The sequence below is a fragment of the Colwellia asteriadis genome, assembly GCF_039523295.1.
Taxonomy (GTDB): Bacteria; Pseudomonadota; Gammaproteobacteria; order Enterobacterales; family Alteromonadaceae; genus Colwellia; species Colwellia asteriadis.
Genome location: NZ_BAAAFA010000009.1, coordinates 91,798 through 106,193, shown reverse-complemented (window position 1 = coordinate 106,193; position 14,396 = coordinate 91,798). Strand labels below are relative to the sequence as shown.

General features: G+C 37.4%; 13 protein-coding genes. 5 read left to right on the top strand and 8 right to left on the bottom strand.

Annotated elements, in window-relative coordinates; all coding sequences use genetic code 11:
- The first annotated feature begins 207 nt into the window (after window positions 1-207).
- Window positions 208-1,335, top strand: coding sequence for a porin (locus ABD005_RS13500; RefSeq protein WP_343818224.1), 1,128 nt, complete (start codon window positions 208-210; stop codon window positions 1,333-1,335).
- Window positions 1,336-1,472: 137 nt separating this feature from the next.
- On the opposite strand, the gene yaaA is transcribed toward ABD005_RS13500, so the two are convergent.
- Window positions 1,473-2,249 carry a peroxide stress protein YaaA gene (gene yaaA, locus ABD005_RS13495; RefSeq protein ID WP_343818027.1) on the bottom strand — a complete coding sequence of 259 codons (777 nt, stop codon included), beginning with the start codon at window positions 2,247-2,249 and terminating at the stop codon, window positions 1,473-1,475.
- Window positions 2,250-2,496: 247 nt separating this feature from the next.
- Between yaaA and tal the strand changes: the two genes are divergently transcribed.
- The 3 genes from tal to ABD005_RS13480 all read left to right on the top strand — a co-directional run bounded on the left by tal (window position 2,497) and on the right by ABD005_RS13480 (window position 5,004).
- Window positions 2,497-3,459, top strand: coding sequence for a transaldolase (tal, locus tag ABD005_RS13490; protein WP_215981048.1), 963 nt, complete (start codon window positions 2,497-2,499; stop codon window positions 3,457-3,459).
- Window positions 3,460-3,659: 200 nt separating this feature from the next.
- Entirely contained in the window at window positions 3,660-3,833 is a 174-nt protein-coding gene (locus ABD005_RS13485; RefSeq protein WP_215981047.1) for a DUF3545 family protein, read from the top strand.
- Window positions 3,834-4,203: 370 nt separating this feature from the next.
- The gene (locus ABD005_RS13480) at window positions 4,204-5,004 is read left to right on the top strand and encodes an alpha/beta fold hydrolase (RefSeq protein WP_343818026.1); all 801 of its coding nucleotides are present in this window, start codon (window positions 4,204-4,206) and stop codon (window positions 5,002-5,004) included.
- Window positions 5,005-5,048: 44 nt separating this feature from the next.
- Here the strand turns inward: ABD005_RS13480 and ABD005_RS13475 are convergent, their stop codons facing one another.
- From ABD005_RS13475 to pyrG, 3 genes are all read right to left on the bottom strand, one after another.
- Window positions 5,049-5,843, bottom strand: coding sequence for a hypothetical protein (locus ABD005_RS13475; protein ID WP_343818025.1), 795 nt, complete (start codon window positions 5,841-5,843; stop codon window positions 5,049-5,051).
- Window positions 5,844-6,066: 223 nt separating this feature from the next.
- Window positions 6,067-7,365 (bottom strand): phosphopyruvate hydratase, encoded by a 1,299-nt coding sequence (gene eno, locus ABD005_RS13470; protein ID WP_343818024.1) that lies wholly within the window; start codon window positions 7,363-7,365, stop codon window positions 6,067-6,069.
- A gap of 112 nt (window positions 7,366-7,477) precedes the next feature.
- Window positions 7,478-9,115 (bottom strand): CTP synthase, encoded by a 1,638-nt coding sequence (gene pyrG / locus ABD005_RS13465; protein WP_343818022.1) that lies wholly within the window; start codon window positions 9,113-9,115, stop codon window positions 7,478-7,480.
- Window positions 9,116-9,441: 326 nt separating this feature from the next.
- On the opposite strand from pyrG, the gene ABD005_RS13460 reads away from it, so the two are divergent.
- A complete protein-coding gene (locus ABD005_RS13460) occupies window positions 9,442-10,035 on the top strand; it encodes a DUF4202 domain-containing protein (RefSeq protein WP_343818020.1) in 594 nt (197 codons plus the stop codon).
- A gap of 32 nt (window positions 10,036-10,067) precedes the next feature.
- Here the strand turns inward: ABD005_RS13460 and ABD005_RS13455 are convergent, their stop codons facing one another.
- The 4 genes from ABD005_RS13455 to relA form a co-directional block, all read right to left on the bottom strand.
- Complete coding sequence (locus ABD005_RS13455) at window positions 10,068-10,448, bottom strand: YbaN family protein (protein ID WP_343818018.1); 381 nt, start codon at window positions 10,446-10,448, stop codon at window positions 10,068-10,070.
- A 75-nt stretch (window positions 10,449-10,523) separates the two neighbouring features.
- Window positions 10,524-11,135, bottom strand: a complete 612-nt coding sequence (locus ABD005_RS13450; RefSeq protein ID WP_343818016.1) for an RNA methyltransferase — start codon at window positions 11,133-11,135, stop codon at window positions 10,524-10,526.
- 78 nt (window positions 11,136-11,213) lie between these two features.
- The gene (gene mazG, locus ABD005_RS13445; RefSeq protein WP_343818015.1) at window positions 11,214-12,074 is read right to left on the bottom strand and encodes a nucleoside triphosphate pyrophosphohydrolase; all 861 of its coding nucleotides are present in this window, start codon (window positions 12,072-12,074) and stop codon (window positions 11,214-11,216) included.
- A 97-nt stretch (window positions 12,075-12,171) separates the two neighbouring features.
- Window positions 12,172-14,382 carry a GTP diphosphokinase gene (relA, locus tag ABD005_RS13440; RefSeq protein ID WP_343818014.1) on the bottom strand — a complete coding sequence of 737 codons (2,211 nt, stop codon included), beginning with the start codon at window positions 14,380-14,382 and terminating at the stop codon, window positions 12,172-12,174.
- Window positions 14,383-14,396 lie beyond the last annotated feature (14 nt).

Below are 14,396 nucleotides of genomic sequence, written 5' to 3'. Positions count from 1 at the left end.
TTTGTCTTGATAGCGAGTGTTTTTTTTTGTCATAATCCACTCATGTCACAAACTTGTCACATAAAAATGTTGTAATTGTAATCATAACGTCATCTATTAATGAATTAAGTTGGCATTATCTGCTCGGGTAATAAATACGCTGGCAAATTTCAACTTAACCATTCAACTTAACCATTCAACTTCAAAATGAAAAAGACTACTGTGAAAATGATATCTAAGAAAAACCTATTAACTTTATCGGTGATTGGCGCATTAAGCAGCGTTAGCGCGTTAAATGCATATGCAGCACCTTCAAATCAATCAAGTGATACTAGCTTCAACGATGCTTGGAAAATGGCTGAGCTTTATCAGAATGAACAAGGTGATTATTTTAAGCTATCTGGTCGACTACAGCTTGACTCAACTTGGGTTGATGCTGAGCAAGGTGAATTTAATGACACCGAATGGCGACGCTTTCGCTTTGGTTTTAAAGCCAAAAAAGGCGAGTTCAAGTTCGCGTTAGAAGGTGATTTTAACCTAAATACTAGTCTTGATGACTCATATCGTCGTTTAACCGATGCCAATGTTGCTTGGGCGCTAAATAAAAATACTGAGCTAAAATTTCTCAAGCAGTCTACCGGCTTTACCTTAGACGGTAAAACCTCGTCAAATCGTTTATTAACGCCGCAACGTAATAACCTTAGTAATAACTTATGGTTTACTGCTGAATATTTTACAGGGGTTAGCGTTAAGAGCAGTTTAAGCAATGGCTGGAAGTATAAAACAGGTGTCTTTTCAAGTGATGGCTCTGATGAGTTATCAGTAAAAGAAGCAAGTTACTTCGCACTTTTATCAACCTCAAAAAAACTCGAAAAAAATGCACTTTGGGAGCAAGGCGAGCTGGGTATAGATTATGTTTACAACGATACTCATGAACATGGTAATACTCGAAAATTTTCTCAAATAGTCAGTGTATCAAGTAAATTAAAGCAACAAGCATGGGGCTTAGATACTGATATTTCATGGGGCAAAGGTGACTTAGGTCAAAGTAACCTATTTGGAATGGTGTTAATGCCAACTTTGCAACAAACAGAAAAATTGATTTGGGTTGCTCGTTATACTTATCTAAACAGTAAAGATAATAATGGCGTAAGACTTGGTCGTTATGATCGCGACATTGTCAGCGGCCGAGGCGATCAATACCAAGAGGTTTATGGCGGTATGAACTATCTAGTTAATGGCCATAAATTGAAATTTCAGGCCGGTGTACATTACGCAAAAATGCAAGACAGTGCTAACGATGGCGGCGAATATGCAGGCTGGGGTTTAACCTTAGCGATGCGCAGCTTCTGGTAATAAGCCAACCTAAGTTCAGATTAACTAACCCTTTAAATATTATACTAAAAAGCCTGTACAACAAATGTTGACAGGCTTTTTATTGGTTGCAACGATTACTCTTGATGATTAGCTACTTCAGATAACTCTGCGCACTATTACTCTACTTCTTTGCGAGTAAACACCCAATCATTACCTTTAGATAAAGCTTCATCATATTGATAGCCGCCTAAGTCAAAACCTTTAATTTGTTCAACAGAGGTCAACTTATTTTGGATAATGTAACGTGCCATCATACCGCGCGCTTTTTTGGCAAAGAAGCTGATCATTTTATATTGACCATTTTTCCAATCTTTAAAGTTCGGGGTAATAATGGTGCCTTTTAACGACTTTTTCTTTACTGACTTGAAATACTCAGTTGAAGCAAGGTTAATTAAAACATCATCCCCTTGAGCCGCAAGCGCTTCATTTAACTCATTGGTAATAATATCACCCCAAAATTGATATAAGTTATCACCTCGACAATTAGCCAATTTACAGCCCATTTCAAGGCGATAAGCTTGAATTAAATCAAGTGGTTTAAGTAAGCCGTATAACCCCGATAAAATTCTAAAGTGCTGTTGGGCAAACTCAAAGTCGCTATCGCTAAACGATTGTGCATCTAACCCCGTATAAACATCACCATTAAAGCTCAAAATGGCTTGCCTAGCATTCGCACAAGTAAATGGCGTAGACCACTCACCAAAGCGTGCTGCGTTCAACCCCGCTAATTTATCGCTAAGCTTCATTAACGTCGCTATTTGATCGGGAGATAGTTTAACGCAGTCATCAATAAGTAACTGACTGTGCTCAAGTAATGTTGGCTGGCTGAATTTTTCAGTCGCTAAGTCAGATTCAAAATCTAATTTTTTTGCTGGAGAAACAACAAGTAACATGGCTAACCTTCTAATAAACGGGTGTATTTTATAGTGCAGAACTATAACACATCCCCAGGCATAAGTGACTTAGAAAGTTATGCAAAAAGTACCTAAAAAAAGAAATAGAATAAAATTACAGTTTATTACGCATTACTTGGTACTTTTACGCTTTTATGTTGTAATATTTCATCAGCTACATTTATATACTGGCTATCAACGCTATGCTGTAGTCAATATTTCCAAGACACTATTTTAAGGTTACGTTATGACAAACTCTTCTTCACAGCTTGCACAATTAAAGAAAGTAACAACCGTTGTTGCTGATACGGGTGATATTGAGGCTATTGCTAAGTTTCAACCGCAAGACGCAACAACAAACCCATCACTTTTATTAAAAGCCGCTTCATTACCTGCATACCAGCAACTAGTGGCTGACTCAGTAGCATGGGCAAAAACACAGTCGAATGATGCCGCTCAACAAGTGATTGATGCCGCAGATAAACTTTCTGTGTTGATTGGTTTAGAAATTCTAAAAATTGTCCCTGGCCGTATTTCAACCGAAGTTGATGCCCGTTTATCATTTGATACCAAAGCCTCAATTACTAAAGCACATAAGCTGATTGCTATGTACAACGAAGCAGGTATTAGCAACGACAGAATTTTAATCAAACTTGCTTCTACTTGGGAAGGCATTAAAGCCGCTGAACAATTAGAAAGCGAAGGTATTAACTGTAACCTCACTTTATTATTTAGCTTTGCTCAAGCACGTGCTTGTGCAGAAGCGGGTGTTTATCTTATTTCTCCTTTTGTTGGTCGTATTCTTGACTGGTACAAAAAAGATACCGGCCGTACAGAGTACCCTAGTGATGAAGACCCTGGTGTTGTTTCAGTAACCAGTATTTATAACTATTACAAGCAACAAGGTTTTAACACTGTAGTTATGGGTGCCAGCTTTAGAAATATTGGTGAAATTCTAGCCTTAGCAGGCTGTGATCGTTTAACTATTAGTCCACAATTAATGGATGAGTTAGCCAACAGTACAGAAACAATTGAAACTAAATTAACTGCCAGTGATGCAACGCCATCTAATGAGTCAGCGTTAACACAAGCACAATTTCGCTGGGAAATGAATGAAGATGCAATGGCAACTGAAAAGCTAGCAGAAGGTATTCGTAACTTCGCAATTGATCAGGTTAAATTAGAGAAACAATTAACCGACTTACTGTAACTTTTATTAATAATTCATAAAGGTTACCACTAAAGCACCTAACGCTATATTTTCAAACAAAATATGCTTTAAAAAATAGCAGAAAACGTGTGATTAAAACGCATATTTTTAAGTAAATATGCGTTTTTTTATTTGCACAACTTCATAATTATGGTATTAAAATAGCTGTTGTATTTACTTTGTAATATCAGGGGTACTTTATGGATAATTTAAACCGTGTTTTAGAGTCTACAGAGCAACCAGAAAAAAGCCGTGCTACGATAACTAAAAAAAGAAAATGGCGAGAAATTGAATCACTACGTGATAAATTTCAATTAGAAAAAGACTTAAAAGTATTTGATGACTCGTTAGAGTATATGCTTGAAGAGTTCTAGTTTTTCTTCTTATACTGCTATTTAACAAAATAATTAGCCTAGCTAATTACAAGTAACATATTTAACAGCGAAACTTAATATCTAGACTTAATACCTAAATTCATACTTAAACTGCCCAACATTGTTTGGGCTTTTTATTATCTACCTAACTCGGTTTAAGGGCTATTTAACGAAGAAGTTAGGAAAATAACTGCTAGAGAAACATTTGTTAAGCCGAGCTCAGGTTATCTAGCGTGTACCCTATTTTTAGTGGTAACAGATACCCCTTAACTCACCTTGCCATTTTACGCACACACTAAAAGCTTATTGACAATATTTAAACACCCGTTTAACTTGCTAGACCTGTTTACCTGTTATGTTGTCTTTTTTAATGCAAAAAACTACCGTCAACTTTGTTCATGCCAATGGCTTTCCTGCTGGAAGTTATCAAACACTATTTAGCTACTTTCCTGAAAATATTGAGGTTATTGCACATGAAAAGTATGGTCACAACCCAAACTACCCCATTAAAAATAATTGGCAGCATCTTGTTGAAGAGTTAGTAGACTTTATTAAAAGCCAGCAACACAATAATGAGAAGATAATTTGTGTAGGGCACTCTTTTGGCGGTGTTATTTCTTTTATGGCTGCCTGTAAATACCCTGAGCTATTTAAAGGCTTAATTATGCTTGATCCTCCCGTAATTACAGGCTCAACTGCATTGGCGGTTAGATTAATTAAAAAGACACGCCTAATAGATAAGTTCAGCCCCTCAGGTAAAGCAATGACTCGTAGAACTCATTGGCCGTTAGGCACTGATATTGTCGAATTATTTGCTAAAAGAAAGTTATTTAGACATTTCGACAGGCGCTCCTTAGTTGATTATGTTAATAGCGGAGTTGTAGAAAGAAACGCACAGCAAGAGCTAGTGTTTGATGCAAATGTTGAAGCAGATATTTTCAGGCACTTACCTTCAAACTTAGCGAGCTTTAAAGATAAGTTAATCGTACCGGCAACACTTATTTATGCAGAGCAGACCGATGTTTGCCCAAACCCAAAACAAGTGTTTCAACGATTCGCCAAATTAAACAAAAAAGTCACGCTAAAAACAGTCAACGGTGGCCACATGTTTCCACTTGAACAGCCTGAAGAGACTGCTCAATTAATTACAGATATTATCAAAAACGTCTAAAAGCATGAGGTGCGTCCAAGTAACACCCTTTTAGCCTATTTAACTTAGCTAGGTTCGTAAGAAATAACAATGAGTGTTGTTTCTTCACCTGACATTTTTAAACTATAAGTTTCAATATGTGGGACAAAATATAAAGGTAAATTTTCCAAATCATGGCTGAGCTGTGACAAATTACCTGGCAGCTTTTCCATCATATAATATATCTCTCCGCTGTTACCAATTTCAAAGTTTGGCAGCGATTTTTTATAAAATTCGATAACTTCATCAACACTATCGGTTGTCGTAAATGTTGCAACTGGTAGGGTTTTATTACCTGAACTACTTTCCATGCCGTTGATATAATGAGATGTTAAGCTACTTGGGCTGTAGACAGGTAGGGTAATTTTACCTTCTGTACCTTCGCTGGCTTTCTTCATGAAAGCGGCCATTTCTTCCATATTCGCCATCGCTTCAGTACGCTGCTGATCCAGCAAAGCGTTTCGTTCATCATCTGATAATGTTGATAAATCTATGTCACTTTCCGCTTGAGCATATTCAGAGTCATCGCTAGTGCAAGCCTCAAACTTGCTTTGAGGTAAACCAAATATCTCTGGTACCATTTCATCCATGCAATCTCCCTGCAAAGCATCTTTAGGGAAACAAAGTTTTATTGTGTCTGTGTAAGCATTAATAAACTTTTCTTCAGTTATACCTAAGCAGGTACTCAGATCACGTATTTCTCCAGATTTTTTCATCATGCTAACGATCATTTCAACCATTGCATCACTTTCATTTGCTTTGACGGTTAAAATGGTAGTTAGTAGTGCTGTTGCAGTTATGGTGGCGAGCAGTTTTTTCATAAAAAATTCCATTTATATCTGTAATAGATTGATGTTTAGTAATAAATATAGCTAGTAATTCATGCTATATTTAAAGCATAAAAAAAGCACGCTTTCTTTACAGAAACGTGCTTTATATATAGAACTAACACTCAATTAGTACTGCTTTAAGGTGATACTCAGTAACATATTAATCAAAAGTACAAGAACTGAGTAATCAAGCTGATTAGCATCAGGTTTATCTTTACTGGCCTTTAATTTCGCTTAAGCCATTATATACAGCTTTATCACCTAAGAACTCTTCAATACGTAATAATTGATTGTACTTAGATACACGGTCACTACGACATAATGAGCCTGTTTTAATTTGACCTGCTGCTGTACCAACCGCTAAATCAGCAATGGTTGCATCTTCTGTTTCACCACTACGGTGAGAGATAACAGCAGTGTAACCAGCGTCTTTTGCCATGCGAATAGCAGCTAATGTTTCAGTTAATGAACCAATTTGGTTAAATTTAATCAAGATTGAGTTAGCGATATTTTTATCGATACCTTCCTTGAAAATTTTAGTATTCGTTACAAATAAGTCATCACCAACGATTTGTACTTTATCGCCTAGTAATTCAGTTTGATACTTGAAACCATCCCAATCTGACTCATCTAAACCATCTTCAATTGAAACAATTGGGTATTCTTTACAAAGTTCACCTAAGAAGTTAGAGAACTCATTTGAGCTAAATTGCTTACCTTCACCTTTAAGGTCATAAATACCTAACTCTTTGTTGTAGAACTCAGAGGCAGCACAGTCCATCGCTAAAGTGATGTCAGTACCTAATTCATAACCAGCAGCAGCAACCGCTTCTTTAATTACCGCTAATGCATCAGCATTTGACGCTAAGTCAGGTGCAAAACCACCTTCATCACCAACGGCAGTATTTAAGCCTTTTGCCGATAATACTTTCTTTAATGCATGGAAGATTTCTGCGCCCATACGTAATGCTTCAGTAAAGTTTTTAGCGCCAACAGGCTGAACCATAAACTCTTGAATATCAACGTTATTATCAGCATGCTCACCACCGTTGATGATATTCATCATAGGCACAGGTAAGCTATAAACACCTGGGGTGCCGTTTAAATCAGCAATGTGTTCGAATAATTGTACGCCTTTATCCATTGCTGCTGCTTTAGCTACCGCTAAAGACACTGCTAAAATTGCATTTGCACCAAATTTTTCTTTGTTTTCTGTACCGTCTAAATCAATCATAATTTGGTCGATTTGACTTTGTTCATGCGAGTTCTGACCAATTAAGGCAGGTGTAATATCATTTTTAATCGCTGCAACGGCTTTTAGCACGCCTTTACCTAAATAACGAGACTTATCACCATCGCGTAACTCTAACGCTTCACGTGAACCGGTAGAAGCACCTGATGGTGCTGCTGCACGCCCCCAAGCACCTGACTCTAAATATACGTCTGCTTCAACGGTTGGGTTACCACGAGAGTCCATAATTTCACGGGCGAATATTTTACTGATATTTGACATTATCTTTCCTAAATTTTATTAAATATAACGCTCTCTACTAAAGTGAACGAATTACTTCTGTGTAAAAACAAAAACCGCAGCAAAGGCTACGGTTTCAATAAAAGTGTTTATCTTAGCTATTCTTTTGCTTTTGAAGTGCATAAGAAGCAGCAACAAAACCTTCAAATAACGGGTGTCCGTCACGCGGAGTTGAATTAAACTCTGGGTGGAATTGCCCCGCTATGAACCAAGGGTGATCTGGAATTTCAATCACCTCAACTAAGCTTTTATCTGTCGATAACCCCGAGAACACTAAACCAGCTTTGCTTAATTGTTCACGGTAGTTATTATTTACCTCAAAACGGTGACGGTGTCTTTCATAAATTGTTTCACTACCATATACGTCGCACGCTTTGGTACCTTTCACAAGGTGGCACAATTGTGAGCCTAAACGCATGGTACCACCAAGGTCTGATTCTTCATCACGGTATTCAATTTGGCCTTCTTCGTCTAACCATTCACTGATTAAACCTACCACTGGGTATGGTGTTTCAGCATTAAATTCCGTACTGTGTGCACCAGCTAAGCCTGCAACATTACGAGCAAACTCAATTAGCGCCACTTGCATACCTAAACAAATACCTAAATAAGGCACTTTGTTTTCACGTGCGTATTGTGCAGCTAATATTTTACCTTCAACACCACGTTGACCAAATCCACCTGGTACTAAAATAGCATCAAGTTCTTTTAGTATTTCAACGCCTTTCACTTCAACATCTTGAGAGTCAACGTATTTAATATTTACGGTAACTTGATTTTTCAAACCTGCATGCTTTAACGCTTCATTAACTGATTTATAAGCATCTGGTAGTTCAATGTATTTGCCTACCATACCAACGGTAATTTCACCTTTTGGATTAGCTTCTTGATAAAGTACTTTTTCCCATTCACTTAAATCAGCCTCTGGTACATCTAAACCAAAACGCTTAACCACTAATTCATCGGTTCCTTGTGATTTTAATAACGCTGGAATTTTATAAATGCTGTCAACATCGCGCATTGACACAACGGCTTTTTCTTCAACATTGGTAAATAATGCAATTTTAGCACGTTCAGCATTAGGAATTACACGGTCAGAGCGACAAACTAAAATGTCAGGCAAAATGCCAATTGAGCGTAAATCTTTAACTGAGTGTTGTGTTGGTTTAGTTTTAATTTCACCAGCTGCCGCTAAGAAAGGTACTAATGTTAAATGCATAAACATTGCACGGTCACGGCCGACTTCTAATGCTAACTGACGAATAGCTTCCATAAATGGCTGTGATTCCATATCACCTACAGTACCGCCAATTTCTACCATGGCAATATCGTAACCTTCAGCACCTTCAACAACGCGTCGTTTAATGTCATTGGTAATATGAGGAATAACCTGAATCGTTGCACCTAAAAACTCACCTTTACGCTCACGCGCAAGGATGTCTTGGTAAATTCGACCCGAGGTAAAGTTATTACGTTTAGTCATTTTGGTGCGAATGAAGCGCTCGTAATGACCTAAATCAAGATCCGTTTCTGCACCGTCTTCGGTAACAAATACTTCACCATGTTGTATTGGGCTCATGGTACCCGGATCAACGTTAATATACGGATCCAATTTAAGCATGGTAACCTTTAAACCACGCGCTTCAAGAATTGCTGCAAGTGATGCCGCCGCAATACCCTTACCAAGAGACGATACAACACCGCCAGTTACGAAAATATATCTAGTTGTCATGTCTACACCGATGTTAGAAAAACAGGAATTTTTTTTGCTTAATTAATAACTTATCTTTCGCTTGCATTACACAAAGCTAACCCATAGATGAGAATACTAAGGATTAAATAGTGAAGTTATTGCTTAATAAGCAGGACGGGAAAGTATTATACGTAAAGTCAGCGCTAACGACAATAACAACAAGCAATCTCTTGGAATAATATTTATGCTTTTTACTACTCAAGACAAACTAGGTAAAAATAATAAACTTTATTTGGTAAGTCATAGCTAAGTTTAATTTTCTTATTATAATAAACGCATCTATTTATTATCAATAAAGTCAACATATGACAACTCAATTAGCCAAGGTGTTAAGCGCTATTGATAGCATTAATGCACAAGACCCTAACCAGATTATCTTTAATGATGTATCAACGCCGAAAGAATTAGCATACAGCCAACAAATGAGTGCGTGTTTAGCCCAATATTGGCCTGATGCTAATGAGCTATTAAAAATTGCAGTACATGCTCAACACATACAGCGCTGGCAGTTAAAACGCTCAGATTACCCCGAAGGAAAAGCGGGTTACTATAGTTGGAGAATTGCTCAAGGAAAGCACCACGCGCAACTTACAATGGCGTTAATGCTAGAGCAAGGCTACTCTGACGAACAGGCACAAATTTGTGGTGCAATTATTCGTAAAGAAAACTTAAAAAGTAATAGCGATACGCAAACCCTTGAAGATGTCGCTTGTTTGGTATTTTTAAGTCATTATTTTGATGAGTTTGCTGCGACTTATATAGCGCAAGATAACGAAGCTAAAGTGGTACGCATTGTAAAACTTACTTGGGGGAAAATGTCTGAGCAAGCCCACAATATTGCATTAAGCTTAACATTACCAGAACATTTAGCGGCATTAGTTGCTAAAGCGTTAAACTAAAAATAGTAAAACTAAAAAGCACGAGGGAATTTTTAACGACTTTCAGGTAGTCGCCATAAAAAAATAAAAGGTCCGGCAATAAGTACAACCACTAAAGCCGTTAACAAAACATTTTTTAACATAAAGGCTGACCAGCATACTGATAACACCATAGTGAGTAAAGCAATACGTTTTGCTCGCTTAGGAATTGAACGATGTTTTTGCCAGTCATGAATAAGTGGCCCAAAAGTTTTATTAGCGAGCAAGCGTTGTTGTAATCGCGGTGAGGATTTAGCAAAACAAGCCGCAGCAACCAGTAAAAATGGCGTAGTTGGTAATATCGGTAATACAACACCGATCATTGCCAAACCAACAAAGAAAATACCCGTGCCTTTTAAAAAAAGTACTTTACCTTTATTACCTAATTGCGCCATATCATAATCTATTAAGTCATCTACTTTTAAATTTTAAGTGTTAATTTCTAGCCAATAATAACTTAGTTACAGTTATTATTGGCTAGTTATATCTTTCACCTTGACCTTATTATTGGTATCTCTACTTTGACGAATAAGATCGTTATCTATTTGCTGTGCCTTATTTTGATGCTGCAGTGATTTAGCTAAGCGGTCATAAAGTAGCACGTTAACAGAAGCAGCTAAATTCATACAACCTACTGTGGGCACATAAACCACGTCATCAGCCATATCTATAACTGCTTGTTTTATTGTGCCATCTTCTGGTCCAAAAATATAAATAGCTTCATCAGGATGTACAAAAGCAGGAAGTGGAATTGCGCCCTCAACTAAATCAACACATATAATTTTAGCATTTGGTGAAATATTTTCAGCTAACGATTTGATATCAATAAAGTTATCAATTCCTTGAAGTGGTATTTTCTGTTGTACATTTTTAGTATCAGTTTTAAGCGTATCTTTATTATGCTTAGCCGCTAATTCATAACGCTTACCGGTATAAAAAACTTGGTCTACTTGATAACAACCTGCTGCGCGCATAACAGCACCAACATTGGTTGGGCTTTTAGGGTTAGTTAACCCAATACTAACTTGCTTAGTTGAAGGTCGCTTAATGGTTATGCTGCTTTTCTGTTCATTCAATTGCACGTTATATTACTCATAAAGACTGATATTGATGTTTGTTTTATTGGAATAGCGCTTAGAGATTAGCTAATAACAATGCCACTATTGTTTTTCAAGGCTTTTGACCTGCTGCCAATATTGTTCGAGCTCTGTTAACTGGTGTTGTTCAAAGCCTTTTCCGGACTGAAAAACTTGCTCTTCAACCCCTTGAAAGCGACTAGTAAACTTTTTATTTGCTTGTCGTAAAATGGTTTCAGGATCTGCTTTCGCATGGCGACATAAATTAACCACCGCAAACATTAAATCACCGAGTTCTTCAGTAAGGGCATTATGATTAACAACATCGGCCTTAAGCTCGTCTTTTACTTCCAGCACTTCTTCTTCTATTTTGGCAAAAACATCATGAATATTATCCCAGTCAAAACCAACGTGCGAACAACGCTTTTGTATTTTGGCTGCCTGTGACAGTGCTGGTAAATTTTTAGGGATATCGGCCAATAAGCTCACTGGCTTATTGGCGCTGCTATTAACGGTGTTTACTTTGGCCGTATTATCACCACCTAAACTCGCTTTTTTTTGTTCGCGCTCTTTAATTTTTTCATTTTCCCAGTTCGCTTTTATCTCAGCATCACTGGTAAAATTAGCACTATCAAATACATGAGGATGGCGACGAATAAGCTTTTCACAAATTGCCTCTATAACGTTATCTAAATCAAAAAGCTGCTGTTCTTGCCCTAGTTGACTATAAAAAACAACTTGAAATAATAAGTCACCTAATTCTTTTTTAAGCTCACTAAAGTCGCCTTGCTCGATAGCATCGACAACTTCATAGGCTTCTTCTAGTGTATGGGCAGTAATTGAAGCAAAATTTTGCTTTAAGTCCCAAGGGCAACCTGTAATAGGGTCACGCAATTGCGCCATTATCCAACGCAGTTTTTTTATTGAAGCTTGATCATTTAACATAGGTTTGATTTACCATTTACTTAACTGTTATCTCGATATTAGTATTAATTATGAGGTTGATATATATATCTTGCTAAAAGTGCTTAATCATACTTTTTTATAAGCGCTTAACTTGCACAACATCATCAAGCTGTTGAATTTTATCAAGAACCTTCGCTAGGATTTCACTACTTGATACTTCAAGTTTAATATTCATACTCATGGTTTGTTTCGCTTTATCGGTATTACTTTCCATACCAACAATACTAATACGATCATTGGCAATAATGGTTGAAATATCACGCAGTAGACCTTGTCTATCACTACCAACAATTAATGCTGAAGCTTGATAACTTTGTTTTTGGTCTTGTCCCCACTGCACTTCAACAATACGTTCGGGTTGAGTACTTAGCGCATTAGCAAGCTGTTCACAATCTTTTCTGTGCACAGAAATACCGCGCCCCTGGGTAATAAAACCCGAAATTTCATCGCCTGGTACTGGCTGACAACATTTTGCCATATGAGTTAATAAGTTACCGACTCCTGAAACGGTAATACCATTATCATTTTCGGTATTAACCTTTTTGCTTGTTGCACTCTGACTGACCAAACTTTGCGGGTCGATTTCAGCCTTAGGCTTTGATTTATTATCAAGCTGTGCAAAATAATTAATAATTTGCTGTAAACGCGCATTTCCTGAGCCTATTGCTGCGTATAAATCATCCATTGTTTTCATATTAAAGCGTTTGGCCGCTGTTAATAAATCAACCGAGCTAAAATCATGTTTAGCCATTTCTGCGTCAAATAGCTCTTTACCTTGAGCAATATACTTATCACGGTCGAGTAATTTGAAAAAATGCTGAACCTTCGCTCTAGCTCTTGAGGAATGGATATAATTTAAGTTAGGATTTAACCAGTCTCTGCTGGGGTTAGGCTTTTTACTCGTTAAAATGTCAACCTGATCACCCGTTTGTAACTGGTGCGTAAACGGTACTATTTTTCCAAAAACCTTGGCGCCAATGCAGCAATGCCCTACATTGGAGTGAATGTAATACGCAAAATCAAGTGGTGTTGAGCCCATAGGTAAATCGATAACATCGCCACTTGGGGTGAATACGTATATTCTGTCTTCAAAAACTTGACTGCGTAATTCATCAAGCAATTCACCGCTTTCAGCCACGTCATCTTGCCATTGCAGTATTTTTCTCAACCAACCGATTTTGTCATCAAAACTATTACTTTTTCCGCTTGCGCTACCTTCTTTATAGCGCCAATGTGCTGCAACGCCTAGTTCAGCGTCATCATCCATCTGCTTCGTTCTTATTTGCACCTCAACCGACTTCCCTTGAGGTCCTAAAACAACAGTATGGATAGACTGGTAACCATTATTTTTGGGTGTTGCAACATAGTCAGAGAACTCTTTCGCTAAATGTTTCCATTGTGTATGCACTATACCTAATGCCGAATAACAATCTTGTACTTCAGCAACAACAATTCGCACGGCTCTCACATCAAATAACTGCTCAAAGTCTAATGACTTTTGTTGCATTTTTTTCCAAATGCTATAAATATGTTTTGGACGACCGTAAACCTGTCCGTTAATATTTAACTTATGAAGTTGGTCATTGAGTCCATCAACAAATTCAAGCATATATTGTTCGCGCTCTAAACGCGTTTCATCAAGTAATTTTGCTATTTTTTTATAAACTTGCGGGTGAAGATAGCGAAATGAAATATCTTCTAACTCCCACTTTAACTGACCAATGCCAAGCCTATTCGCTAACGGTGCGTATATATTGGCGCTTTCTTTAGCCGCTAAAACTCGAGTTTCTTCATCACTATTTTTTTTGTTGCGTAAGTCACATAAACGTTCAGCCAACTTAATAACAACTGCTCTAACATCGTCAACCATAGCTAATAACATGCGACGAATATTGTCGACATTCTGGCTAGTTTGCATTTCGCCATGCTGTTGTTGCAACGCTTTAATAGCTGCCATTTTCTCGACACCTTGACATAACGAGCACACTTGCTTTGAAAAGTGCTCTTGTACATAGTCACCGGTTAAGATCTTTTTATCGAGTAATGGTGTTAAAAATGCTGCTGATAATGAATCTGCATCTAGGTTAAGTGCTGCTAAAATTTCAACCATTTCCATGGCATTAGCTAACAAGCTTTCACGTTCTTTGGTTTCATCAAGATAGAAAGTAGACACATTGAGCCACAATGACGATATTACTTGTCTTTTAGCATCATTCAACTGTAACTGCGACAACCATTGCTCAAAGCTGTTAATTGATACTTGATGAGACTTACGTACCGAAACCATGAATACTCCTTTAA

What these genes read in the sequence shown, in the direction of transcription:
- relA (WP_343818014.1), bottom strand. Translation starts at nt 14,382, where the DNA reads ATGGTTTCGGTACGTAAGTCTCATCAAGTATCAATTAACAGCTTTGAG.
- ABD005_RS13500 (WP_343818224.1), top strand. Translation starts at nt 208, where the DNA reads ATGATATCTAAGAAAAACCTATTAACTTTATCGGTGATTGGCGCATTA.
- eno (WP_343818024.1), bottom strand. Translation starts at nt 7,365, where the DNA reads ATGTCAAATATCAGTAAAATATTCGCCCGTGAAATTATGGACTCTCGT.
- tal (WP_215981048.1), top strand. Translation starts at nt 2,497, where the DNA reads ATGACAAACTCTTCTTCACAGCTTGCACAATTAAAGAAAGTAACAACC.
- ABD005_RS13460 (WP_343818020.1), top strand. Translation starts at nt 9,442, where the DNA reads ATGACAACTCAATTAGCCAAGGTGTTAAGCGCTATTGATAGCATTAAT.
- ABD005_RS13475 (WP_343818025.1), bottom strand. Translation starts at nt 5,843, where the DNA reads ATGAAAAAACTGCTCGCCACCATAACTGCAACAGCACTACTAACTACC.
- mazG (WP_343818015.1), bottom strand. Translation starts at nt 12,074, where the DNA reads ATGTTAAATGATCAAGCTTCAATAAAAAAACTGCGTTGGATAATGGCG.
- ABD005_RS13455 (WP_343818018.1), bottom strand. Translation starts at nt 10,448, where the DNA reads ATGGCGCAATTAGGTAATAAAGGTAAAGTACTTTTTTTAAAAGGCACG.
- pyrG (WP_343818022.1), bottom strand. Translation starts at nt 9,115, where the DNA reads ATGACAACTAGATATATTTTCGTAACTGGCGGTGTTGTATCGTCTCTT.
- ABD005_RS13485 (WP_215981047.1), top strand. Translation starts at nt 3,660, where the DNA reads ATGGATAATTTAAACCGTGTTTTAGAGTCTACAGAGCAACCAGAAAAA.
- ABD005_RS13480 (WP_343818026.1), top strand. Translation starts at nt 4,204, where the DNA reads ATGCAAAAAACTACCGTCAACTTTGTTCATGCCAATGGCTTTCCTGCT.
- yaaA (WP_343818027.1), bottom strand. Translation starts at nt 2,249, where the DNA reads ATGTTACTTGTTGTTTCTCCAGCAAAAAAATTAGATTTTGAATCTGAC.